This window comes from Halomonas getboli (assembly GCF_023094245.1).
Classification (GTDB): domain Bacteria; phylum Pseudomonadota; class Gammaproteobacteria; order Pseudomonadales; family Halomonadaceae; genus Halomonas; species Halomonas getboli.
This window is the reverse complement of record NZ_JALMEW010000005.1, coordinates 89,552-114,202: the sequence shown is the minus strand read 5'-3', so window position 1 is coordinate 114,202 and position 24,651 is coordinate 89,552. Positions and strand designations below refer to the sequence as shown.

Annotated in this window: 20 protein-coding genes; 7 read left to right on the top strand and 13 right to left on the bottom strand. The window is 63.4% G+C overall.

Annotated features, from left to right (window positions below):
• The first annotated feature begins 516 nt into the window (after window positions 1-516).
• Together msrP and msrQ are read left to right on the top strand one after the other, a co-directional pair.
• The gene (gene msrP / locus MYL53_RS11735) at window positions 517-1,533 is read left to right on the top strand and encodes a protein-methionine-sulfoxide reductase catalytic subunit MsrP (protein WP_247854143.1); all 1,017 of its coding nucleotides are present in this window, start codon (window positions 517-519) and stop codon (window positions 1,531-1,533) included.
• Complete coding sequence (gene msrQ, locus MYL53_RS11730) at window positions 1,533-2,156, top strand: protein-methionine-sulfoxide reductase heme-binding subunit MsrQ (RefSeq protein ID WP_247854142.1); 624 nt, start codon at window positions 1,533-1,535, stop codon at window positions 2,154-2,156. The genes msrP and msrQ overlap by 1 nt, the downstream gene beginning before the upstream one ends.
• A 38-nt stretch (window positions 2,157-2,194) precedes the next feature.
• On the opposite strand, the gene MYL53_RS11725 is transcribed toward msrQ, so the two are convergent.
• The 9 genes from MYL53_RS11725 to MYL53_RS11685 form a co-directional block, all read right to left on the bottom strand.
• Complete coding sequence (locus MYL53_RS11725; RefSeq protein WP_247854141.1) at window positions 2,195-2,899, bottom strand: hypothetical protein; 705 nt, start codon at window positions 2,897-2,899, stop codon at window positions 2,195-2,197.
• Window positions 2,900-3,012: 113 nt separating this feature from the next.
• On the bottom strand, window positions 3,013-3,723 hold the full coding sequence (locus tag MYL53_RS11720; RefSeq protein WP_247854140.1) for a hypothetical protein: 711 nt from the start codon (window positions 3,721-3,723) through the stop codon (window positions 3,013-3,015).
• A 71-nt stretch (window positions 3,724-3,794) separates the two neighbouring features.
• The gene (locus MYL53_RS11715; protein ID WP_247854139.1) at window positions 3,795-4,607 is read right to left on the bottom strand and encodes a type 2 lanthipeptide synthetase LanM; all 813 of its coding nucleotides are present in this window, start codon (window positions 4,605-4,607) and stop codon (window positions 3,795-3,797) included.
• 358 nt (window positions 4,608-4,965) lie between these two features.
• Window positions 4,966-6,360: an HNH endonuclease gene (locus MYL53_RS11710; protein ID WP_282103517.1), complete on the bottom strand. Its 1,395-nt coding sequence runs from the start codon at window positions 6,358-6,360 to the stop codon at window positions 4,966-4,968.
• A 586-nt stretch (window positions 6,361-6,946) separates the two neighbouring features.
• Entirely contained in the window at window positions 6,947-8,524 is a 1,578-nt protein-coding gene (gene guaA, locus MYL53_RS11705; RefSeq protein WP_247854137.1) for a glutamine-hydrolyzing GMP synthase, read from the bottom strand.
• A gap of 120 nt (window positions 8,525-8,644) precedes the next feature.
• Window positions 8,645-10,114, bottom strand: coding sequence for an IMP dehydrogenase (gene guaB / locus MYL53_RS11700; protein WP_247854136.1), 1,470 nt, complete (start codon window positions 10,112-10,114; stop codon window positions 8,645-8,647).
• 105 nt (window positions 10,115-10,219) lie between these two features.
• Window positions 10,220-11,251 carry an ABC transporter substrate-binding protein gene (locus MYL53_RS11695; protein ID WP_247854135.1) on the bottom strand — a complete coding sequence of 344 codons (1,032 nt, stop codon included), beginning with the start codon at window positions 11,249-11,251 and terminating at the stop codon, window positions 10,220-10,222.
• 17 nt (window positions 11,252-11,268) lie between these two features.
• Window positions 11,269-12,681 (bottom strand): sensor histidine kinase, encoded by a 1,413-nt coding sequence (locus tag MYL53_RS11690; RefSeq protein WP_247854134.1) that lies wholly within the window; start codon window positions 12,679-12,681, stop codon window positions 11,269-11,271.
• Window positions 12,678-13,346, bottom strand: a complete 669-nt coding sequence (locus MYL53_RS11685; RefSeq protein ID WP_247854133.1) for a response regulator — start codon at window positions 13,344-13,346, stop codon at window positions 12,678-12,680. Before MYL53_RS11685 ends, MYL53_RS11690 begins: the two co-directional genes overlap by 4 nt.
• 137 nt (window positions 13,347-13,483) lie before the next feature.
• Here MYL53_RS11685 and MYL53_RS11680 point away from each other — a divergent pair, with 137 nt between their 5' ends.
• The 5 genes from MYL53_RS11680 (at window position 13,484) to xseA (ending at window position 18,979) form a co-directional block, all read left to right on the top strand.
• A complete protein-coding gene (locus MYL53_RS11680; protein ID WP_247854132.1) occupies window positions 13,484-14,464 on the top strand; it encodes a Bug family tripartite tricarboxylate transporter substrate binding protein in 981 nt (326 codons plus the stop codon).
• Window positions 14,461-14,910, top strand: a complete 450-nt coding sequence (locus MYL53_RS11675) for a tripartite tricarboxylate transporter TctB family protein (protein ID WP_247854131.1) — start codon at window positions 14,461-14,463, stop codon at window positions 14,908-14,910. The genes MYL53_RS11680 and MYL53_RS11675 overlap by 4 nt, the downstream gene beginning before the upstream one ends.
• Before the next feature lie 12 nt (window positions 14,911-14,922).
• Window positions 14,923-16,431, top strand: a complete 1,509-nt coding sequence (locus MYL53_RS11670) for a tripartite tricarboxylate transporter permease (protein WP_247854130.1) — start codon at window positions 14,923-14,925, stop codon at window positions 16,429-16,431.
• Window positions 16,432-16,489: 58 nt separating this feature from the next.
• Window positions 16,490-17,557: an AbrB family transcriptional regulator gene (locus MYL53_RS11665; RefSeq protein ID WP_247854129.1), complete on the top strand. Its 1,068-nt coding sequence runs from the start codon at window positions 16,490-16,492 to the stop codon at window positions 17,555-17,557.
• A 75-nt stretch (window positions 17,558-17,632) separates the two neighbouring features.
• On the top strand, window positions 17,633-18,979 hold the full coding sequence (xseA, locus tag MYL53_RS11660) for an exodeoxyribonuclease VII large subunit (RefSeq protein ID WP_247854128.1): 1,347 nt from the start codon (window positions 17,633-17,635) through the stop codon (window positions 18,977-18,979).
• An 11-nt stretch (window positions 18,980-18,990) separates the two neighbouring features.
• Here the strand turns inward: xseA and glrR are convergent, their stop codons facing one another.
• The 4 genes from glrR to argA form a co-directional block, all read right to left on the bottom strand.
• A complete protein-coding gene (glrR, locus tag MYL53_RS11655; protein ID WP_247854127.1) occupies window positions 18,991-20,385 on the bottom strand; it encodes a two-component system response regulator GlrR in 1,395 nt (464 codons plus the stop codon).
• A 15-nt stretch (window positions 20,386-20,400) separates the two neighbouring features.
• Window positions 20,401-20,943, bottom strand: coding sequence for a hypothetical protein (locus MYL53_RS11650; protein WP_247854126.1), 543 nt, complete (start codon window positions 20,941-20,943; stop codon window positions 20,401-20,403).
• Window positions 20,940-22,430 carry an ATP-binding protein gene (locus MYL53_RS11645; protein WP_247854125.1) on the bottom strand — a complete coding sequence of 497 codons (1,491 nt, stop codon included), beginning with the start codon at window positions 22,428-22,430 and terminating at the stop codon, window positions 20,940-20,942. Before MYL53_RS11645 ends, MYL53_RS11650 begins: the two co-directional genes overlap by 4 nt.
• Before the next feature lie 789 nt (window positions 22,431-23,219).
• Window positions 23,220-24,533, bottom strand: coding sequence for an amino-acid N-acetyltransferase (gene argA / locus MYL53_RS11640; protein WP_247854124.1), 1,314 nt, complete (start codon window positions 24,531-24,533; stop codon window positions 23,220-23,222).
• Window positions 24,534-24,651 lie beyond the last annotated feature (118 nt).

Sequence of the window (24,651 nt, the reverse complement as noted above, 5' to 3'; positions counted from 1 at the left end):
CAGGCGCGACGCAAAAAACACCCGCCGCTGGACGGATTCCTGTGGGACCGTCAGGGGCGGCCCCTCATTTCACGTCCCTCATTTCACACCATGCGCAGTTGCAGGGGCAGGCCGTTGGTCAGGGCCGCGGCCGAGGGGGACGTCGGCGGAATCGCCCTTTCGACAGCCGCTCGGCACCCCGGCGAAGCCCACGCCACGCACCGCCAAAGAGCTTGGCGAACAGCTCGGCCCGCAAGCGGGCATTGCGCTGCTCTAACGCTCGCATCTTCGGATCGGGATTGTGGAAGGCCATCGTCTCCTCCGCCGTCGACAGCACACTGGATGCCTAGCGTAGCAGGCACAGCGCCCATGATTGGCATGGTTATCCGACAGTCAGCCATCGATCGGGGAACATCCGGGGCCGTGCCGCCCTCCACATGACAAGATTGTCATCTTGCCGTCAGGGTTTTCACGGGGCCGAGGTGTCACGATGGCTAGACTCGTCGTGCCCACGTCCCCGCCAGTGGAGGCATCATCATGCTGATCAACATCGCCAAGCCCAGCGATCTGCGCGAATCCGATGTGACACCGGAATCCGTCTATCTCTCGCGGCGCCGCTTCATGGGCGGCATGGCCGGCCTGGGAGCGGGGCTCGCCCTGTCCGGCCGGGCCGGGGCCAGCGCCGACTATTCGGACGTGCCCAGCGGCGATGCGCCCGCCTGGCTCAAGGAAAAGCTCGAGGCCTCCCGTCGGCGCGCCATCGTCCCGGACGACACCGAGCAGGACGCGATCGCCCCGTTCGACGACGCCAGCGGCTACAACAACTTCTACGAGTTCGGCACCGGCAAGTCCGACCCGGCCCGCCGCGCCGGCGACCTCGAGACTCAGCCGTGGAGCGTGGTGATCGACGGTGAGGTGAACAACGGCGGCCGCTTCGACCTGGAGGACCTCGCCCGCCCCTCCCGCTTCGAGGAGCGCATCTATCGCCTGCGCTGCGTTGAGGCGTGGTCGATGGTGATTCCGTGGCTGGGCATTCCCCTGGCCGAGGTCATCAAGCGCGCCGAGCCCACCGGCAAGGCCCGCTTCGTGCGCTTCGAGACCCTGGTCGACCCCGAGCAGATGCCCGGGCAGCGCTCCTCGTTCGCGCTGATCGACTGGCCCTACGTGGAGGGGCTGCGCCTGGACGAGGCCATGCACCCGCTGACGCTGCTGGCCCTCGGCATGTACGGCCGCGAGCTGCCCAACCAGAACGGGGCGCCGCTGCGGCTGGTGGTGCCGTGGAAATATGGCTTCAAGAGCATCAAGTCGATCGTGCGTATCTCGCTGGTGGAGGAGCAGCCGGTCAATTCCTGGCAGCGGATCGCCCCCGAGGAGTACGGCTTCTACGCCAACGTCAATCCGCAGGTCGACCACCCGCGCTGGAGCCAGGCCACCGAGCGTCGCCTGCCCAACAGCCTGTTCAATCCCAACACCATCGATACGCGGATGTTCAACGGCTACGCCGACGAGGTGGCCGAGCTGTACGCGGGCATGGACCTGCGGGAGCACTTCTGATGACGGCGCAGGGCAAATGGCGACTGTGGCGCGGCGGCGTGTTCCTGGCGGCGCTGGCGCCCCTGCTGCTGTGGGGCTGGCAGGTCGCCCAGAACGCCGCCGGCCCCGAGCCGGGCCGCTATCTGCTGCTGAATAGCGGCCTCGGCGGGCTGTGGATGCTGCTGCTCACCCTGAGCCTGACGCCGCTCACCCGGCTTACCCGCTGGAAGGGGTTTACGCTGATCCGGCGGCAGCTCGGCCTCTGGACGCTGGCCTACGCCAGCCTGCACCTGCTCAGCTACGCCCTGTTCATCCTCGGGCTCGACTGGGCGATGCTCGGCAGCGAGCTGGTCAAGCGCCCCTACATCATCGTCGGCCTGCTCGCCCTGATCGGCTTGGTGGCCTTGGGCGCGACCTCGAACCGCTGGGCGATGCGAAAGCTCGGCAAGCGCTGGAAGCCACTGCACAAGCTGGCCTACCCCATCCTGGGGCTGATCCTCCTGCACTTCTTCTGGGGGGTACGCGCCGACCTCGGGGAGTGGACCCTTTACGCCACGGCGTCGGCCCTAATCATGGCGACCCGCCTGCCGCCGGTGGCACGACGCCTGCCCCGGTTTCGTCAGCGACTCGCAGACATCCGTTAATTGGGGTCTGTCCCCGATTGGTTCTTTCAGCAGAGGATTCAAAAATAAAAAACTATCACCCCCCCAAGGATGAATACCATGGCATCCATCAAGTTTTGAGTAGCGTATTTGTCAAGCAACCTCAAAACAGACTGAAATCCATATATTGACACCATATAGATATAAAAAAGCGGAGCCAAAACCAACCAAAACAATAAGTAAGGGAAAACAACATAGCCTACAAAGGCTAATAGGGCCATCACGCCACTAAATGACCACAAGCCAAGCCCACTATAACCCATATACTGCCTTAACTCTGAGTTACCAGTAACAATAGGAACACCTGACCAGGTCTCAAGAGCCGCCGCGGCCAGTGGCGCAACTGGCACTAAAACAAGAGGACTTTCAAAGAAAAACTTCCTCACCACCTCCCGATGGTTCATATTCCAGCCAATACAAAAGATGGTTATTGCCAAAAAAACAAAGAAAGGCCCTAGAAACTGCAATAGACTCTGACTTGCATGAGGAAAGCCAAAAATAGCAACACCCACCACAATTACAATCGCGACATTGACCTTGAATAAATATGCTTGAACATACCTAAGCACATTTCTCGTTTGCTCATCTTTTAGTGAGTGAAGAAAGTAATTTGCTCGAAAATCAATTCTATCGAAAAAGGACTTCGTTGGCTCCTTATTCACGATTGCTCGAACAGGAATATAGGCATACACGAAGAGCTTAAAAGCTGCAATTATCAGATCCAATCTTTCTCCTGGTGCATATCTAGCCCTAACATTTCAAACACCGGCGGCGTCTACGCCTTGGCATTGTGCGCATTAATTGGGGTCTTCCACACATTAGAAATCCAGCAATCAAACTAGGCTACATTCTCCTGTAGATAATCGGCAGCTTCATCCGTACTTTCGACCACTTTAAAAGCAACATCCAAATGATTAGCCACACCTTCCACTTCCTTATACCCCCTTAACCTCTTAGACTTTGAATTATAACCAAAATCCACCATCACAACTAGCGACACTTTTTTATAGTGTTCTTTTATCATACTAAGATCGAGACAAGACACTTCAGCCTTGTATATCCTACTATTCTTTTGGAAAACATAAAAATTAGCTGCAAAGCCACCATTATTGTCAGCAAAATCAAAGTTTTTCATTGCACCAAGAACGCGGAACTGCTTATCAAAAAGACCAACCAAATTTGACTTTCGCTCTAGCAACCTATCTTTTACAAATTCTGAAAAACCCTTCTTATCTTCTATATGCTCAGATGCTTTTTTGTAAAAATCTAAATAACTGAAAAATGAAACCTTCCTCAACACTCTAGAGTGCATCTCATTTAAATCATAACCTTCAACTATCTTCTTATCGCCTAAATATATACCCGGCGCTATTTCTTCATCACTAATTCTTGGGCTTCCTTTTATAAGACGGGCTGCGTACTCACAAGCATGCTTGGCTAAATTACCGACTGCATCCTTCCGGTCTCTAAAAAGAGTTTCAGAGAGTTCTTTCCTCAGCGAGCTTTTGTAAAAAACCTTGCCGTTGGAATCTTGATAGCAGATACCCACACACACTTTCTCCCCAGAATCAAGGATCAACTCCAAATATATCGGCCACCAATTGATAATAAATGAGCTATTCATACTGCCAAGCCTATTTGGTTTGTTTTGTGACTATCGCACGTTCTTCTAGACAAACTCAATATATTTCTAGATCGGTAGCAATACGTGAGCGCATCCAGTTTAAGCTTACGCTTTCCACCAACACCCAGTTTTTCATATATTGCCACAAGATCTTCCCAAAACACTCTATAAGCACAATCAGGAATGTTTTCATAGTCTCCCGATGATAAAAGTTGAAAAACCTTCCTCTCTACTCTCCTAAAGCTAATTTCACTTGCATTTTTAGCAAGCCCCCACATCCAATTATCATCACTAAGCGGAACATCCACGTCTTGATCACACAAAATATTTTCATGATCAATCAAACATATGTTTTCACCATCATACAAAATATTCTCATGATGCCTATCTTGATTAAAAATAATCTCATCAAAAATCCCCATCAAGGCAACATCGCTTTTCTTTAAGAACTCCTCCGCCACCTCATGGCATGAAAAAAAACCTCCAGAAAAATTACGACTCATATCAGGATACTGCTTAATCTCCATAGCGAAGCAATACCTACTGGAGAAAGCTTTCTCACTGGCGTATAAATTATTAACTTCAGGAATAAAAACCAAGTAAGGATCAGGCGTTGAAACATTGATTTTTTTTGCCAAGAAAGCCGCAAAAAACTCCCTAAAAGCAAACCTTGGAGGAAGAGATGGCTTAATATAAACACTGACTATCTCGCCATCTCCTCTTTCCACATCTCCCTTATAAATACCCCAAGTTGAAGACAGCTTGGATAGCTCCATTCCTGCCAAGAGAGTGCCTTCACTAAAATTCATATCTTTTTCTCTTAGTAATTTTTCCACACTTGATCACAAAAGCCAAAGAACAGAAACTTTATAACTGTCACTCAAATCATTAAAAGTTAATAACATCGCCCGTCTACTTGATGGCACTGGTTTCACAGATAACCCAGAAGACTCCCGAGTCCTTTTTAAAAATTCGCTGAAGAACTTTAAAACCTCCAGAGGCCAGCACCACAACAAGTAGTAATGACGATTATTATTTAACATACATCCACATTAGCTCAACATAGCATCAAACTTCACCACCAAGAACCAGCACTAAATATTGTAAAGCGTAATTGTGTAGAATCACAAAATAAATTGCGACACACCATTACACTCAGATAATAACCTAAGCCTCTAATTTTTCTTTTATGTTTTTTATCTCCATATGACCAGAAAGCATATAGAGTTTATTATGGCCATATTCTTTTCTCTTCTTGCGACCTTCACAAGTTTCATAAAAATCCTTTAAATAGAACACATAGTCATGACACTCCCCTCCGCTAAAAAAACACCTTCTATAGCTAGACACATCAAAAAACTCCTCATCATTTTCATCAGAACGATAAAAAAGTCGAGCATTACTCAATGTATCCGTCACATTTTTTAATGACAGTTGATCCAATGGCTCTATTAGTTTCATAGATGCATAGTCAATTGCAATTTTTACCTCTTCATCAAAATCCACATAGTACTTTTGTTTCATATACTCGTCTTGAATTATTTTATACTCAATTTCTTCGGCAGTTTTGGCATTAGAAAACTCTTTTTGCTTTTCATACGCATTGTCTATCCTCTGCTGATCAATACCGAGAGAGGACAAGATCATTCCACGTTCTTTATAGTACCTTCTATCAGGCTTAAAAATGTAGCTTTCTCTTTTATCAAGACGCTGTTGATAACCTTCATAAATTGGCTTTCCATCATACTGGTCACTCAATATTACATAAAACTGAAAAGTCGAAAAAAGCTCAACATAGCAAACCAAAAGATTAGTTCTTGAAGCGGCCGTAAATAGAATTAATGTGTGAGAGGGGTAGTGTCTAATATTTTTTTTATCCCTTTCAACAATGTCATCAAAAACACCTTTTGGATAAAACGGAAGTAGGCTGACATTATCCTTTATCTTATTCTGCTCAACATCAAGAACTAAGTTAAGAACATCTCTATCAACACCAACTCTGGAAGCAAACCCAATCGCAATTTTAGCAAAGCCTTTTTTAAAAGCCTCATCATCCAGTTCAAGAGGGTAGGTTATAACGCCAGACAAATCATCACAAACAACAATCTCAGGTTTACAACCATCATCATACCTTTCATCAACTTCCTTCCTAACCCTTTCTTTATAACTTTTTAACTGTTTTGCACTGGCATAAACAACCACTTTTGAGTTATCAGGAGAATACTTATGGATTGGCTTGACTGGAGTAACTTTAGAATCTTTCCAAAAAACCTCAACTCCACTCAGGTCATTGCCATAAGCATCTCTGTTGCTAAACACAACTCCTTTTGCAGTTCCCTTGTTATTACCCCTATCTTTTTTTATATCTAGACGAGTACAAATACTGTCAAACATCATGCTGAAAGGTGCGTCTACAGCTCTCCCCAAAATCTCACCACACGTTTCACAAAGAATATTATTACTTTTTAGCACCCCACCGATAGCCTGTTGTATGATGTGTTCATCATGTTTCATAACATCAGATTCATTGAAATGATTTCCACACAAGTAACACTTATCCATAACTCAACTTCACTGCCAATCTATATAAAAATGAGAATAAAAAATACTATATATTATAAATTTTCATCCGCCGAAAAATCCGGAGTGTCCATTCGTATCACGTCACACTCTATGGCAGGTCCAGCATTCTGGTTTGACTGAAAAATAATCCTACATAGGCGTCATAACATTAATCATTGTGCCAGTGCCATAACACGGGTAGAACCATACAAGAAGCATATCGCAGGCCACTTTGGGCTTGCAGTTAACCGCTGTTTCCATCTCGAAGATCCTATAATTTTGCGACTCAATCCAACATTACCTTCCGACTGTCAGAGCGACCCTAAACCAGACCATTTCCGAGAGTGACCGAGAGGTCAAGCAGAAAGACACGCTACCGCCCTGGGATCACATCCTTTCCCTGCGACTCCTTTCGCGTTGTGCTCTCCTGCTCCGGTCTATCGGCCACAGCCTAGGCCGCTGAAGCCTAGTTAACCTTAGCCAGATTACATTAGGCAACAAAAAAGCCTGCCGATAACGGCAGGCTTTCGTATGACGCGGGAGATGCGGCGAGGCTATGCGGCGCTCATCCGCCCTGCCCTGGCGATCACTCCCACTCGATGGTGGCGGGCGGCTTGCTGCTCACGTCGTAGGTCACGCGGGAGACGCCGGAGAGCTCGTTGATGATGCGGTTGGAGACCTTCTCCAGCAGCTCGTAGGGCAGGTGCGCCCAGCGGGCGGTCATGAAGTCGATGGTCTCCACGGCGCGCAGGGCGATGACCCACTCGTAGCGGCGGCCGTCGCCGACCACGCCCACGGACTTCACCGGCAGGAAGACGGCGAAGGCCTGGCTGGTCTTGTGGTACCAGCCGGCGTTGTGCAGCTCCTCGATGAAGATGGCGTCGGCCTCGCGCAGGATGTCGGCGTATTCCTTCTTCACCTCGCCGAGGATGCGCACGCCCAGGCCCGGCCCCGGGAAGGGGTGGCGGTAGACCATGTCGTAGGGCAGGCCGAGCTCGACGCCGAGCTTGCGCACCTCGTCCTTGAACAGCTCGCGCAGCGGCTCGACCAGCTTGAGCTTCATGGTCTCGGGCAGGCCGCCAACGTTGTGGTGCGACTTGATGACGTGGGCCTTGCCGGTCTTGCTGGCGGCGGACTCGATCACGTCCGGGTAGATGGTCCCCTGGGCGAGGAAGTCCACGCCTTCGATCTTGGCGGCCTGCTCGTCGAACACGTCGATGAAGGTGTTGCCGATGATCTTGCGCTTCTCTTCCGGGTCGGCCACGCCCTCGAGCTTGCCGAGGAACAGGTCTTCGGCGTCGGAGCGGATCACTCGCACGCCCATGTGCTGGGAGAAGGTTTCCATCACCTGGTTGCCTTCGTCCTTGCGCAGCAGACCGTTGTCGACGAACACGCAGGTCAGCTGGTCGCCTATGGCCTTGTGCAGCAGCGCCGCGACCACGGAGGAATCCACGCCGCCGGAGAGGCCGAGCAGCACGTGACGGTCGCCGACCTGCTCGCGCACGCGGGCGATCTGGTCCTCGATGATCTGGGCCGGGGTCCAGTTGCGCTCGCTCTGGCAGATATCCAGCACGAAGTGCTCGAGGATGCGCTGGCCCTGCAGGGTGTGGGTCACCTCGGGGTGGAACTGCACGCCGAAGAAGCGCTTCTCTTCCCAGGCCATGGCGGCGATCGGGCAGCTCGGGGTGGAGGCGGTCACGCTGAACTCGGCCGGCACCTGGGCGACCTTGTCACCGTGGCTCATCCACACGTCGAGCAGGCTCTTGCCGGTCTCGGAATCGATGTGGTCGGAGATGTCCTTGAACAGCGCGGTCTCGACGTCGAGGCGCACCTGGGCGTAGCCGAACTCGCGCTTGTGGGAGCCTTCCACGGCGCCGCCGAGCTGCTCGGCCATGGTCTGCATGCCGTAGCAGATGCCGAGCACCGGCAGGCCCATCTCGAACACGCACTGCGGGGCGCGGGGCGAGCCCAGCTCGGTGACGGATTCCGGGCCGCCGGCGAGGATGATGCCGTTGGGGGCGTACTCGCGGATCTCTTCCTCGGTGATGTCGAAGGCGCGGATCTCGGAGTAGACGCCGATCTCGCGGACGCGGCGGGCGATCAGCTGGGTGTACTGGGAGCCGAAGTCGAGGATCAGGATCTTGTGGGCGTGAATGTCGGTCATCTGGCCATTCCTATACGAGGCGGGCAAAACGGGGAGCGAATTTCGCGGGCCGGAAGCGAAAAGCTGGAAGCCGCCCGGCGGCGCGCTTCCAGCTCATCGTTCTACGGCGTCAGGCGGGCATCAGCCGGCACGATAGTTCGGGGCTTCCTTGGTGATCTGCACGTCGTGGACGTGGGACTCGTTGAAGCCGGCGCCGGTGATCTTCACGAACTCCGGCTTGGTGCGCATCTCGTCGATGTTGGCGCAGCCGGTGTAGCCCATGGAGGCGCGCAGGCCGCCCATCATCTGGTGGACGATGGCACCCATCACGCCCTTGTAGGGCACGCGGCCTTCGATGCCTTCCGGCACCAGCTTCTCGACGCCGGCTTCCTTGTCCTGGAAGTAGCGGTCGCTGGAGCCCTGGGTCTGGGACATGGCGCCCATGGAGCCCATGCCACGGTAGGCCTTGTAGGTGCGGCCCTGGTAGAGCTCGACCTCGCCCGGGGCTTCCTCGGTGCCGGCCAGCAGGCCGCCGACCATCACAGCGCTGGCGCCGGCCGCGATGGCCTTGGCCAGGTCGCCGGAGAAGCGCACGCCACCGTCGGCGATCAGCGGGATGTCGTAGGGCTTGAGCGCCGCGGCGACGTTGGAGACGGCGGTGATCTGCGGCACGCCGACGCCGGCGACGACGCGGGTGGTGCAGATGGAGCCGGGGCCGATGCCGACCTTGACGCCGTCGGCGCCGGCCTCGGCCAGCGCCTTGGCGGCCTCGGCGGTGGCGATGTTGCCGCCGATCACCTGGATCTGCGGGAAGTGCTCCTTGACCCAGGCCACGCGCTCGATCACGCCGCGGGAGTGGCCGTGGGCGGTGTCGACGATGATGGCGTCGACGCCGGCTTCGGCCAGGGCGGCGATGCGGTCAGGGGTCTCGGGGCCGGTGCCGACGGCGGCGCCGACCAGCAGGCGGCCGTCGCTGTCCTTGGCGGCGTTCGGGAAGGTGCGGGCCTTCTCGATGTCCTGGAAGGTGACCAGGCCGCGCAGGCGGAACTCGTCGTCCACCACCAGCATCTTCTCGACGCGGTGCTCCTGCATCTTGCCCTTGATCACGTCGAGGCCGGTGCCCTCGGCCACGGTCACCAGCTTCTCGCGCGGGGTCATGATGTCGGCCACGCTGTCGCCGTGGTTGGGCTGGAAGCGCATGTCACGCTCGGTGACGATGCCCACCAGGGTCTCGCCCTCCACCACCGGGAAGCCGGAGAAGCCGTGCTCGCGGGCCATGGCCAGCAGATCGGCCAGCTTGGCCTTGGCGCCGACGGTGACCGGGTCCTTCACGATCACGCTCTCGTGCTTCTTGACCTTGCGCACCTCGGCCGCCTGCTGGGCGATGGTCATGCTCTTGTGGATGATGCCGATGCCCCCTTCCTGCGCCATCGCGATGGCCAGGCGGGCCTCGGTCACGGTGTCCATGGCGGCGGAGAGGAGCGGGATGTTGAGGTATAGGTCGCGGGTCAGGCGTGTCCGGAGGCTGACGTCCTTGGGCAGGACCTCCGAATAGCCGGGAACGAGTAATACGTCATCGAACGTAAGAGCTTCTTGGGCCATACGTAGCATAGTCGGCAACACCCAGTGCGCTGGTGGGAGGGAGGGCGGAGAAGTTAATCAACCATTATAACGCCGGGGGCCGCTTTCCGGCAATCCGGGGAGCGATTCGCGGCCTCAGTCGTCGCGCCGGAATTCGCGCCGCCAGCGGGCCAGGAAGGCGTCGCGGCGCTGGGGGTCGACGAAGGCCAGCAGCGAGGCGTTGAGCGGGATCGGATAGAGCCGCTCGCCGACCTGGTCGCGCAGGCGCTGGGCGGTGTAGGGGCCGATCACGTCGGGGCGCACGCTGAACAGCGGCGTGTCGCCGGCCAGCACCCGCTGCCCGGCGTGGCTGAGCAGGAAGTCGAGGAACGCCTCGGCGGCGGCGGGATGCGGGGCGTCGCGATGCACGAAGGCCATGCGCATCAGCACCAGGGCGTAGTCCTGGGGCACCTGGACGATCACCTCGGGGTGGTCCTGGGCCCAGACCATGGCGTAGGAGCCGAGCAGGTTGTAGCCGAGCCAGTAGCGCCCGTCGCTCAGGCCCTCGAGCATGGCACGGGTGCTGTTCTCCAGGTGGGCGTCGACCCGCCCCATGCCGGCCACCAGGTCCCAGAAGCGCGGCGTGTAGCGGGCGTCCTGCTGGAACAGCGTGTAGCCGACGCCGCTGCCCAGCGGCGAGTAGGTGGTCACCTTGCCGGCGAGCGCCTCGCGTTCGGTGGTCAGCAGGGTGTGCAGATCGGCGTGGGTCTGCGGCGGCAGCATGCGCCGCGAGAGGTCGAGCCGGTAGGCCATGACGATCGGCTCGAAGGTGAAGCCGAACACCTCGTCGCGCCACTTGGCCCAGTCCGGCCATTGACGCGCCTCGGCGGAGTCCAGCCGCCGCGCCCGGCCCTCGTTGATCCGCGCCATCTGCCACGGCATCGCCGAGCTGATCACCACGTCCGGCGGCGGGTCGGCCGATGCCACCAGATCGTCGACCTCCAGCGTCGAGCGGTCGCGGAAATCCAGCGCGATCTCGGGATGGGCGTCGCGGAAGGCGTCGAGCAGCGGCTCGACCACCGAACGGTCCAGCGCCGCCTCCACCACCAGCGGCGTGGCGGTCTGGGCCGAGGCTACGCCTCCCAGGCCCAGCGACAGCGCCAGCAGGCCACCCACGAACCACTTCACGACACGCCGCCCTGATCTCATACGTTCCTCCCTGTCTCGTCGTCGCTGCAGCGCGGCAGCCGCAGGCGCACGATCAGGCCGTGGGGATCGCGCTCGGCAAGGCTCAGCCGGCCGTCGAGGCGCCGGGCGATGGAGTCGACGATGGCGAGTCCCAGCCCGGAGCCGTCGGTGTCCTGGCGCCCGCCGCGCTCGAAGGGCCGCAACAGCCGCTCGCGGGCCTCGGCCGGCACGCCGGGGCCGTCGTCCTCCACGTAGAGCTCGACCGCCTCGGCCTCGCACGCGAGCCCCAGGGTGATGGTGCTGCCGGGCGGCGTATAGCGCAGGGCGTTGTCGATCAGGTTGCCGAGCAGCTCGCGCAGCGCCCAGGCCTCGGCGCGCACGAGGCAGGGCCCGGGCGGCAGCTCGTCGAGCCCCAGGTCGTGGTCGCGGGCGGCCTCGCGCCCGGCCCAGTCGAGCAGCGTCTCGCGCAGCAGCGCGGCCAGGTCCAGCGGGGCGACCTCCCCCGCCTCGGCCACGTGGCGCAGCCGCGCCAGGCTCAAGAGCTGGCCGGCCAGCCGGCTGGTGCGCTCGGCGCCGTCGTGCACCGCGCCCAGGGCGGCGTGCCAGTCGGCCGGCTCGGGGCTCTTCAGCGCCAGCTCGCTGACGCTCTGCAGCCCCGCCAGCGGCGTCTTGAGCTGGTGGCTGGCGTCAGCGGTGAAGCGCAAGAGCGCCTCGCGGCTCTCGCGCTGGCGGGCGAACAGGTGGTCGAGGGTCTGGGCCAGCTCCCGCATCTCCTCGGGCACCCGGGCGTCGAGCGGCCGGGTGTCGTCGGCCTCGCGCAGGCGCAGCTGGCGGCGCAGCCGGCGCATGGGGCCGAGGGCGACGCGCAGCGCCATGGCCATCAAGACGCCGGCCAGCAGCACCATGGCCACGAAGCGGCTGACGCTGCGCTCGAACAGCTCGTCGGCCAGCGCCACCCGCCCCTCGCGGGTGTGGCCGACCCAGATCTGCACCGGCTCCTGGGAGACCCAGCCGGCCGAGTCGTATTCCCGGCCGTAGAGCCGCCAGGAGGTGCCGTCGAAGGTGGTGGTCAGGGCCCAGGGGGCGCGGGCGGCATGCGCCTGCCAGGCCGGGGCGATGATGAACGGCAGGTTGGTCGAGACCGCGTCGCCCTCGGCGTCGAGCACGGCGTAGAAGACCCGCTCCTGGTGGCGGGTGGCGAGTATCTGCAGCGCCGCGGCGGGAATCGTCACCACCGGATCGCCGTGCTGCCACTGCACGGCTTCGGCGATGGTCAGGGCGGCGGCCTCGAGCTGGCTGTCGAAGGCGCGCTCGGCGGCGCGCCGGCTGCTCCACCAGGCCTCGACCATCAGCAGCGCGCCGAGCCCGGTCACGGTGACCAGCAGCCATACCGCCAGGCGGCGCTTGAGCGAGCCGCTGACCTCGATCACCCGGCGTCGTCCTCCAGCCGATAGCCCAGCCCGCGGAAGGTGCGGATACGCAGGCCGCTGTCCTTGAGCCGCTTGCGCAGCCGGCTGACGTAGACCTCCAGGGCGTTGGTGCCCACCTCGTCGAAGCCGAACAGCCGCCGCTCCAGGATCTCCCGCGGGGTGATGCTGCCGGCGTGCAGCAGCAGGCCCTCGAGCAGCAGCAGCTCGCGGCGCGGCAGCTCCAGCGGCGCCTCGTCGAGGCTGGCGCTGCCGGTCTCGGGATCGAAGGCCAGCCGGCCGAGGCGCAGGCGGTTGTCGCTGCGCTGCTGGCTGCGCCGCAGCAGGGCCCGCACCCGGGCCTCCAGCTCGGCCAGCGAGAACGGCTTGGCCAGGTAATCGTCGGCGCCCAGGTCGAGGCCGGAGACACGATCGTCGATGGCGTCGCGGGCGGTGAGGATCAGCACCGGGGTGGTGTCGCCGCGGCCGCGCAGCTCGGCCAGCAGCTCGAGGCCGTCGCCGTCGGGCAGGCCGAGGTCGAGCAGGATCAGGTCGAAGCGGTCGTGGCGCAGCGCGGCCCGGGCCTCGGCGCAGGTGGCAAAGACGTCGATGGTGTTGCCCAGCGGGGCCAGGGCGTGTTCCAGGGAGCGGGCGATCAGTGGATCGTCCTCGATGACCAGCAGGCGCATTCGACCAATGTCTCAGACGGTAACGGGCGGGATGACAGGTTGATGAAAGGTGACGGGCCTAGCATCGCTCGGGCCATCACAGAGATGGCTCTCGAGGCAGCGCCTCGCGCCGCATAACAAGAGAACAGGAGTTCGCCATGAAGATCAACACGGCCATCCGCCACGCCTCCGGCATTGCCCTGCTGGGCGGCGCCCTGCTCGCCGGCCAGGCCCAGGCCGCCGACGGCACCGAGTGCATCGCCCCCGCCAAGCCCGGCGGCGGCTACGATCTGACCTGCCGCCTGGCGGCCAACGGCCTGCTGGCCGCCAACCTCATCGACGAGCCGATGATGGTGACCTACATGCCCGGCGGCATCGGCGCAGTGGCCTACAACCACGTCAACGGCGTGCGCAGCGATGACGACGACCTGATCGTCGCCGCCAGCACCGGCGCCGCGGTCAACCTGGCGCTGGGCAAGTTCGGCCAGTACGACGCCAGCGAAGTGCGCTGGCTGGGCGCCCTGGGCGTCGACTACGGCGCCATCGTGGTCGGTGCCGACGCGCCCTGGCAGACCCTCGACGAGCTGATGGCCGACCTGCAGGAGAACCCGGGCTCGATCGCCTTCGGCGCCGGCGGCACCGTGGGCAGCCAGGACTGGATGAAGGCCGCGCTGACCGCCAAGGCCGGCGACGTCGACCCGCGCGACCTGCGCTACGTGGCCTTCGAGGGCGGCGGCGAGGCGCTGGCCGCGCTGCTCGGCGACCACATCCAGGTGTTCACCGGCGACCTGTCCGAGCTGCAGTCCCAGCTCGAGAGCGGCAAGGTCCGCGTGCTGGCTTCGCTCTCCGAGGAGCGCATGGGCGGCCCCTACGCCGACATCCCCACCGCCGCCGAGCAGGGCTACGACGTCGAATGGCCGATCTGGCGCGGCTACTACATGGGCCCGGACGTCAGCGACGAGGCCTACCAGGCCTGGGTCGAGCGCTTCAAGGAACTGGCCGACAACCCCGGCTTCGCCGAGATGCGCGAGGAGCGCGGCCTGTTCCCGATGGCCCGCTTCGGTGACGACTTCGACGCCTACGTGAAGGACCAGGTCGCCGACTTCAAGTCACTGGCCGAAGAAGTGGGTCTGAAATGAGAATCGCCGCCGACCGACTGCTGGGCCTCGCCCTGATCGGTCTGGCGGCGTTCATCGCCGTCCAGTCCCTTCAGCTGCAGGTTCCCTTCAGCTACGAGCCCGTGGGGCCGAAAGCCTTCCCGCTGGGACTGGCGGCCCTGCTCGCCGTCCTGTCGCTGGTGCTGGTGTTCAAGCCCGGCGAGGACGGCGAGTGGCCGGCTCCCGCCCTGGCGCTGCGACTGCTGGGCGTGCTCGGCCTGCTGCTGGCCTACGCCCTGCTGTTCACCCGCCTGGGCTTCATGCCCTCGTCCTTCCTGGTGGTGGCGGCCCTGGCGCGGCTGTTCGGCGCCAGCTGGCCCAAGGCCCTGGTCACCGGCGTGCTGCTGGCCGCGGGCAGCGACGTGCTGTTCACCGCCGGGCTCGACATCGGTCTGCCCGGCGGCACCTGGCTGGCCGATATCCTCTAACGGAGCTGCGAGATGTTCGATTTCCTGATCGAGGGGTTCGGCGTCGCGCTGAGCCCCCTGAACCTGGGGCTGGCCTTCCTCGGCGCCCTGCTGGGCACCCTGTTCGGCGCGCTGCCGGGCATCGGTCCGATCAACGGCATCGCCATCCTGATGCCGCTGGCCTACACCCTGGGCCTGCCCGCCGAGTCGGCGCTGATCCTGCTGGCCGGCATCTACACCGGCGCCGAGTACGGCGGCCGCATGTCCAGCATCCTGCTCAACGTGCCCGGCGACGCCGGCGCGGTGATGACCACCCTGGACGGCCACCCGCTGGCCAAGCAGGGCCTGGCCGGCCCGGCGCTGGGCCTGTCGGCGGTCAGCTCCTTCGTCGGCGCGACCATCGCCATCATCGGCTTGACGCTGTTCGCCCCGCTGCTGGCCCGAGTGGCGGTGATGTTCGGCCCGGCCGAATTCTTCGCGCTGATGGTGTTCGCCTTCTCGTCGATGGCGGTGATGATGGGCAAGGACCCGATCAAGACCGCCATCGGCGCGGTGCTGGGCGTGCTGATCGCCACCGTGGGCGTCGACGGCGGCACCGGCGTGATGCGCTTCACCTTCGGCATGCCCGAGCTCTACGACGGCATCGACTTCGTGGTGATGATCATCGGCCTGTTCGCCATCAGCGAGATCCTGCTGATGCTGGAGCACGCCCATCGCCGCAGCGGCGAGGACGACATGCCGCCGCTGGGCCGCGTGTTCGTCAGCCTCAAGGAAGTGCTCTACTGCAAGGGCGCCATGTGGCGCTCGGGCCTGCTCGGCTTCATCATCGGCGTGCTGCCGGGCACCGGCGCCTCGGTGGCCGGCGCGGTGTCCTACACCACCGAGAAGCGCCTGTCCGACAAGGAAGGCACTTTCGGCAAGGGCGACATGCGCGGCCTGGCGGCGCCGGAGGCGGCCAACAACGCCTCGGCGGCGGGCTCCTTCGTGCCGATGCTGACGCTGGGCATTCCCGGCTCCGGCACCACCGCGGTGCTGCTCGGCGCACTGATGCTCTACAACATCACCCCGGGCCCGATGATGTTCACCGAGCGCCCCGAGGTGGCCGGCGGCCTGATCGCCTCGCTGTACATCGGCAACATCGTGCTGCTGGCGCTGAACCTGCCGCTGGCCGGCGTGTTCGCCCGGGTGCTGACCATCCCGCGCTGGGTGCTGGTGCCGGCCATCGCCATCCTGGCCTTCGTCGGCGTCTACCAGCTGCACTCCGACCTGACCGCCATCTACCTGATGCTGATCATCGGCGTGTTCGGCTACCTGCTGCGCAAGCTCGGCTTCTCGCTGGCGCCGGTGATCCTCGGCTACGTGCTGGGCGGGCTGATGGAGCAGAACCTGCGCCGGGCGCTGTCGATCAGCGGAGGCGACGCGGGTATCCTGTGGCAGTCCGGCATCTCGCTGGGGCTGTGGATCGCCGCCGCCGCGCTGCTGGTACTCCCCTGGCTACTGCCAAAGCTGCTCGCCGGTCGCAGTCGCCGCCACGCCGGCTGATCCTCGACTCGGGCCCGCTTCGGCGGGCCCGATGCGTTGTGAATGGAGACACCTCGCCTTGCCTACCCTCGCTTCCTTTCCTCTGCTGCCGCTGCTGCGCTTCCTGCCCACCCTGCTTCTCGGCACCGCCGGTGGGGCGCTGGCCTTCGCCGTCAACCTGCCGCTGCCCTGGCTGCTGGGCGCCATGATCGCGACCACCATCGCCAGTCTTGGCGGCGCACGGCTGCGCTCGCCGGGGCGCGGACGCAAGGGCGTGCTGGTGGTGATCGGGGTGATGCTGGGCTCGGCCTTTCATCAGGGACTCAAGATCGATGTGGCGGCCTGGAGCGCGAGTCTCGCCATCATGCTGCTGGCAACCGCCGTCATGATGGTCTTCTCGGTGTGGTTCTCGCGAAAGGTCGGCGGCTACTCGGTGGAAACATCCCTCTATGCCGGGGTGCCGGGAGGTGTATCGGCGGTCACCCTGATGGCATTGGAATCCGGTGCCGATTTGCGAGTGGTCGGCATGACCCATGCGGTGCGCATCCTGATCCTGCTGCTGGCCATTCCCCTGGCACTGCCGCTATTCGGCCATGTCAGCATGCCGGAGAATCGCACGGATATTGCGCACTGGCTGTGGCTGCCTAACGCGACCGATACGGCCTGGCTGGTCGCGGCGGGGCTTGTCGGCGCCTGGCTGGGCAAGCGCCTGCGACTACCCAACGCCCTGCTGTTCGGCCCGGCGCTGGCCTCGGCCGCGCTGCACCTTTCCGGGGGCAGCGATGCTGCGGTACCGCCCACGCTGATCGCCCTAGCCCAGGTGCTGATCGGCGTGTCGGTGGGCGTTCGCTTTACCGGCACCTCGCTTGCCAAGGTCGGCCACACTCTGGCGATGGCGGTGATTCAGGCCTTGGGGCTATTGGTCATTGCAGGCCTCGCCGCCTGGGGCGCCCAGCAGTTGGCCGACATCTCGATGGCCGCCGCGCTGCTCGCCTACATGCCCGGCGGCGCCCCGGAGCTGAGCCTGGTGGCGCTGTCGCTGGGTATCGACCCGGCCTTCGTCACCGCCCACCACCTGCTGCGCATCACCCTGCTGGTGCTGTGCCTGCCGCTACTGCTAAAGCGCCTCGGCCAGACGGTCGCCTAGCGGCGAGACTCGGGCATCCGCTACAGTACGGGGCGCCGGCGCTCTGCCACCGACTCTCCCCCGCCGAGGATGCCCATGCCCCCCAGCGACGATACCGCCCTCTCCGTCAGCGAGCTCAACCGCCGCGCCCGCCAGGCGCTGGAGCAGGACGTCGGCGATGTCTGGGTGGAGGGCGAGCTGTCCGGCGTCTCGCGGCCGTCGTCGGGCCACGTCTACTTCACCCTCAAGGACGAGCGCGCCCAGCTGCGCTGCGCGCTGTTCCGCACCCGCGCGCGCTTCGTCGCCGCGCCGATGCGCGACGGCGATCGGGTCAAGGTGCGCGGGCGGGTGTCGCTGTTCGAGCCGCGCGGCGACTACCAGCTGATCGCCGAGGCAGTGCAGGCGGCGGGCGAAGGCGAGCTGTTGGCGGCCTATGAGCGGCTCAAGGCCAAGCTCGACGCCGAGGGCGTGTTCGCCAATGTCCGCGCCCTCCCCTACCCGCCGCGTCACCTGCTGGTGCTCTCCTCGCCCAGCGGCGCGGCGATCCGCGACGTGCTGGCGGTGCTGGCGGCGCGCTGGCCGCTTGCCCAGGTGACGCTGATTCCGGTGCCGGTGCAGGGCCGCGAGGCGGCGCCGGCGATGATCGCTGCGCTGGGCCTGCTCAATCGCCAGTCGGCGCTGGACCCGGCCCGCGATGCCATCCTGATCACCCGCGGCGGCGGCAGCCTGGAGGACCTGTGGGCCTTCAACGACGAGCATCTGGCCCGGGCGATCTTCCATTCGCGGCTGCCGGTGATGTCGGCGGTGGGTCACGAGGTGGACGTGACGCTGGCCGACTTCGCCGCCGACCGCCGCGCGCCCACGCCCTCGGCGGCGGCGGAGCAGCTGGTGCCGGACCGCCGTGAGCTGACGCAGCGCCTGACGGCCCTGGAGGAACGGCTGGTCCGTGCCCAGCGTGCACGGCTCGATACCGAGGGCCAGCGCCTCGACCACCTGCGCGCGCGGCTGCGACATCCCGGCGAGGTGTTGGCCTTCCGCCGACGCCAGCTGGAGCAGCTGGAAGGAAGACTGCAGCGGGCCATGCAGGCCCGGCTGGAGACGGCCCGCCGCCGCGAAGCGGAGCTCGGGCGTCGCCTGGCGCTGCGCTCGCCCGAGCGCCGCCTCGAGCAGGAGACCCGACGCCTGACGCTGGCCCGTCAGCGCCTGCACCAGGCCATGCCCCGCGCACTGACCCATCAGCGCGAGCGGCTGGCCGCCGTCACCCGCGAGCTGCAGGCGGTCAGCCCGCTGGCGGTGCTGGGCCGAGGCTATGCGATCCTCGAGAACGACGAAGGCCGGGTGATCCGCCATGCGACGGATACCCGGCCCGGGGAGCGCCTGGCGGCGCGGCTCGGCGAGGGCCGGCTGGCACTGGAGGTACTGCCCGAGCCGCCCGCCAACTGAGCTTCAGCCCGTCAGGACGCCTCGCTGTGCGCGGTGCCCGGCTTGAAGGTCGAGGGCTCCAGCTCGTGGCGGGCCAGCAGCTTGTAGAAGTCGGTGCGGTTACGCCCGGCGATACGCGCGGCCTGGGTCACGTTGCCCTCGGTGATCTTCAGCACCTTGATCAGGTAGCTGCGCTCGAAGCCGGCGCGGGCGTCGCTGAAGGTCGGTAGCGCGTTTTCCTCGGCGGCCAGCGCCTGGGCGACCAGCGCCTCGGGGATCATCGGCGCGCTGGTCAGCGCCACACACTGCTCGACCACGTTGACCAGCTGGCGCACGTTGCCCGGCCAGGCGCAGCCCGCCAGCAGGTTGAGCGCCTCGCGCGAGAAGCCCTTCACGAACGGCTTGTGGCGCTCCGCGGCCTGGGCCACCAGGTGCTTGGCCAGCAGCGGCACGTCCTCGGCGCGCTCCTTGAGCGGCGGCAGCTTGAGATTGACCACGTTGAGGCGATAGAAGAGGTCCTCGCGGAACTCGCCGTCGTGCATCGCCTGGCCCAGGTCGCGGTGGGTGGCCGAGATCAGCCGCACGTCGATCGGCACCGAGGTGGTGGAGCCCAGCGGGCGGATCTGGCGCTCCTGCAGCGCGCGCAGCAACTTGACCTGCAGCGGCAGCGGCATGTCGCCGATCTCGTCGAGGAACAGGGTGCCGCCGTCGGCGGCCTGGAACAGGCCCTTGTGCTCGCTGATCGCACCGGTGAAGGCGCCCTTGGCATGACCGAACAGCTCGCTTTCCAGCAGCTGCTCCGGCAGCGCACCGCAGTTGATGGCGACGAACGGCTTGTCGGCGCGGGGGCTGGCTTTGTGGATCGCCTCGGCCATCAGCTCCTTGCCCGAGCCGGAGGGCCCGGTGACCAGCACGCTGACGTCGGAGGTGGCCACCATCCGCGCCTGCTCGAGCAGGCGTTCCATCTCGGGGCTGCGGGTGATGATCGCCTCGCGCCAGCGATCGTCTCCGTCGCTGCCGCCGGCGGCGCTGGAATGGCTCAGGGCCTCGTCGATGGTGGTGAACAGCTCCTCGCGATCCACCGGCTTGGTCAGGAAGCCGAACACGCCCTGACGGGTGGCGCTCACGGCATCGGGAATCGAGCCGTGGGCGGTGAGGATGATCACCGGCAGACCCGGCAGGCGGCGCTGGATCTCCTGGAACAGCGCCAGGCCGTCCATCTCGTCCATGCGCATGTCGGACAGCACCAGGTCCGGGTTGCCGGCGTCCAGGTGCTTGAGGGCCGCGCGTCCGCTCTCGGCGGTGGTCACCCGATAGCCGCGGCTTTCCAGGCGCATGCCCAGCAGCTTGAGGAGGCTGGGGTCGTCGTCCACCAGGAGAATGTTGGCCCCCTGATTCGGGGCTTGAGGGCTTCCGCTTGGCATCATGTTCGTGTCTCCCGCTTACTCGGTCTGCTGTCGCGAGTTGATGTTGCGCTCGATATCGGTGAGAGCGTCCAGCTTCTCGTCCAGCGCGGCCTTTTCGTCCGCCAGCGTCTGCTGGGCCTGTCGGCTTTCGTTCAGCCGCTGCCCCAGGGCGCGCCGCCCTTCCAGCTCGTTGAGCCAGTAGCGCAGCAGCGGCTGCAGCCGCGCCGGCGCGGCGCTGAGGTCGGCCTTGTAGAGTTCGGAGGCGCGATTCCACTCGCTCTCGCTGCCCCAGGACAGCACCACGGCCCGCGCCAGGCGCTGGTCGTGCGTGTCGCCGGAGACGCGCTGGAGCGTGAGGTCACGCCAGTCGCGGTCGCCCCGCTGAGAGGCGAGGCCGAAGGCCACCCATTCCTGCAGCAGGCAGGCCGGCTCGCCGAAATCGGGAATGTCGGCGTAGCAGCCGGCATGTTCCTCGACCACCGGTTCCTGGGGCTTCCCGGTCAGCTTCTCAGGCAGCCACTGGCAGCCGGTCAGGCCGACCGACAGCAGGCACAGCAGCAGGGGGCGTGAAAATGTCATGAATCGTTCCTTGCGTCGGCTGCCGCCGGAGCGGGCAGCGATGTCTGATGGTCGGCTTGCGGCATCGAGCTCGGCAGCGACAGGCGAAAGCACACCGCCAGGCGGTCGTCCTCCACCAGGGTCAGCTGGCCGTGCTGCAGGCGGGCACAGTCGGCGGCCACCGACAGCCCGATGCCGGAACCCTTGAGCGCTCCCTTGCGGCGAATGCGCCCTTGATAGAAGGCCTCGAACAGCCGCGACCGATCTTCTTCGGGAATCGGTTCGCCACTGTTGGCCACCTCGACGATCAGCCAGTCCTGGGTCGTGCGCGCGCGGATCTCCAGCTCGCCGCCGTCCTCGCCGTAGGCGATGGCGTTGGAGATCAGGTTGTCGAGGATGCGGGCCGTGGCCGTGCGATCGAGCTGCCAGGTTCGCGGCCCGTCGAAGCAGTGCACCGCCATGCCCTTCTGCTGCAGCGCCAGGTGGTGCTTGGCCAGCACCTCCTTGACCACGGTGGCGACATCCAGGCGTTCGGTCTCCAGACGCTGGCTGTGCTGCAGCAGGTTGTAGTCGAGCAGCTGCTCGATCAGCTGCTGCAGCTCGCTGCCGCTGGCGTCGATCAGATCCAGGATCTCGCGCTGGTGGTCGGTCACCTCGCCGGCCACGCCGTCGGCCAGCAGCGCCGAGCCCTCGCGCACGCTGGCGAGCGGTGTCTTGAGTTCATGGGACATGTGGCGCAGGAACTGCTGCTTCTGCTCCTCCAGCTCGTCGAGCCGCGAGGACAGCCAGTCGAGCCGCTCATCGAGGCTGACCAGTTCGGCCGGCCCCTGCACCGGCACCGGCTGCGTGCTCTTGCCGGTGTTGCCGATGCCCAGGATGCGCCGCTCGAGCTGGCGCACCGGACGCACGATCAGCCGGGTGAACAGCAGCATCAGGATCAGGCTGGCCGAGACCAGCGCGGCGGTCTGCCACCAAAGGCGATGCTGAACGGTCTCGGCGCGCTGGCGGATCACGTCCAGGCGCCCGTCGATGCGCTGGTTGGTGGCGTGGCGCATGGCCTCGGTGTGCTCGGCGAAGGGCAGGAAGTCGGTGAGCCGATTCTTGAACTCCTCCATCGGCAGCCCGGGCAGCTCGGCGAGCCGGTCGAGCTGGCCGGACAGCGCCTTGACGTCCGGGTCGTCCGGCAGCAGTTCGCGCTGCTTGGCGAGCAGGCGACGGTACTCCGCCAGGCGCTCGTCATAGATGTCGAGCAGGCTCTCCTGCTCGACCACCGCGTACTGGCGCGCGCCGCGCTCCATCTCCAGCGCCAGGGCACCCAGCGTGCGGGCACGGCGCGTCTCCTCTACGGCCTGACGGGCGCTATGGTCGGCCAGGCGCGAGAGTTCGGACAGCGCCTGACCGGCCTGGAACATCAGCACGGCCAGGGGCAGCATTACCATCAGGAAGGCGAGCAGCACCAGCTGCAGCAGCGAGCGCGGCCGCCAGCGGCGAGAAACAGCAGATGTCATGGCCAGCGTTCGGAAAAGGAGTGAGTCGGCAACCACTATCGTCTACCCGAGGATACCAGAATTCGGCCCGTCACCCGCGCCACATCGCGGCCGAACAGGCAAAAAAAAGGCCGGCATAGCCGGCCCAATACGCAGGGAACTGAAGGGGTGGAAAACCGCTCGACCGAAGACTCGGTCCGTCGCTCGATCGGTTTCCCTGAGCCCGAAGGCCCATGAAGCACCGGAATCCCGCCTCAGCTAGGGTGAGACTCCTGAGACGACGCATCGCCTCGCTTCCTCTGACGGCCCCGCCGGGGCGTGGCCGTGCAATTCATCCCCCTCACGGGGGAGAGGCATCCATGCCAGGGCATCCTTGCCCTATCGGTACCCGTCCTTGACGAAGTCGTCGGTACCGTCTCATCGCAACCTAAAGTCACACATCGCTGGAGCAGACGTTGGTCGCCGTGAGGCCAGGGGCACAGGGCAGTGTCGTCATCTGCCTCCCGGCGACCGGAAAACGGTTCGAGCCGTTTGAACCGCTTTCCGCTTGCTCACCTAATCTTTTGCCATTCTCGTGCCAGGAATCGCCACAACCATTTAAAATCAAAAACTTACACACAGAAAAAAATTGGCACGCCCTGGTCCGCCCGACAAACGCGGGATCGAGACCGCTTTTTCGTCGCCATCTGGAGACATCAATCTCGAGAAAAATAAAAACCCCTTTATAAACAGGGCACTATATCGTCTCAAATTGGCGACATCTGATCTCAGACGTGATGGCGAGGAGCGACACCAAGGGACGATAAGCGCTCAATCGAGGGGCTTGATCAGGATCTTGGACTGGCGCGCCTGGTTGTAGGCATCGCGCTTGAGGGGAGGAAGATCGTCGATGCCGGCGAGGGCGAAGCCGTGCTCGAAGAACCAGTGGGCGGTGTGGGTGGTCAGCGCGAACAGCGCCGTGAGGCCGCGCGAGCGGGCCAGGCGCTCCACCTCGCCGAGCAGCAGGTCGCCTCGGGCGCCGCCGCGATAGTCGCCGTGCACGGCGACGCAGGCCAGTTCGCCCATGCGGGCGTCGGGAAAGGCATGCAGGGCGGCGCAGCCGATCACCATGCCATCGCGCTCGATGACGACATAGTCGTCGATCTCATACTCCAGGCGCTCCCGCGAGCGAGGCACCAGCATGCCGCGCCGCTCCAGCGGCTCGAGCAGCTCCAGCAGGCCGCCGATGTCGTCGCTCTCGGCGCGGCGCAGCTGCTCGTAGCGATGCTGGGTGATCATGGTCCCCACGCCGTCGCGGGTGAACAGCTCGCCCAGCAGGGCGTCGTGATCCTGCCACGACAGCAGGTGCGTGCGCGCGACGCCATGGCGGGCGGCCCCGATGGCCGCGCCCAGGTGGCGGGCCAGCTCGTCGCCCTCCTCGGCCGCGGCCAGCGGCGGCTGAGCCTCGTCCGGCGTTAGCTGGCGACGCAGATGGCCGGCATCGTCGTACAGGCCGCTGGCCTCGCCGAGCAGGATCAGCTTGTCGGCGGACAGCGCCGTGGCGGTATGGCGCGCGACGTCGGCAGCGTCCAGGTCGAAGACCTCGCCGGTGCTGGAATAGCCCAGCGGCGGCAGCAGCACCAGCGAGCGCTGGTCCAGCAGGCCGCGGATCGCCTCGTCGCGCACCCGGCGCACCTCACCGCTGCGCTCGAAGTCGATGCCGTCGCGCACGCCCAGCGGCTTGGCCATCACCAGATTGCCCGAGACCACCGTCATCTCCACGCCGTGCAGCGGCGTGTTGGGCAGCCCCAGCGACAGCCGCGACTCAAGCCACAGCCGCTGCTCGGCGGCCACCCGCTCGACCCGGGTCATGATCGCCTCGTCGGCCACCCAGCGCCCGCGATGGCGTATCGGCGTGATGCCGTCGTCGCTCAGGGCTCGCGTGACCTGGGGCCGGATGCCCAGCACCACCACCAGGCGCACGCCCAGGGTATGCAGCAGCGCCAGGTCCTGGATCAGCTGCTCGCCTCGGCCCTCGGCCACGGCTTCGCCCTCGATCAGGATGACGAAGGTGCATCCTCGGTGCGCATTGATATACGGCGAGGAATTGCGAAACCAGTCGACGAAGGGAAAACGAGTGTCCAAGGGCCGCGCTCCGGCAGCAGGTGAAGGGAAGTGAGGGCTTCGACTATACCAGACGCGAAAAAACGGCGGCACTGTGGTGAGTGAGGTGGAAGGCGTGAGGGGTGAGGAGAAAGAGGTG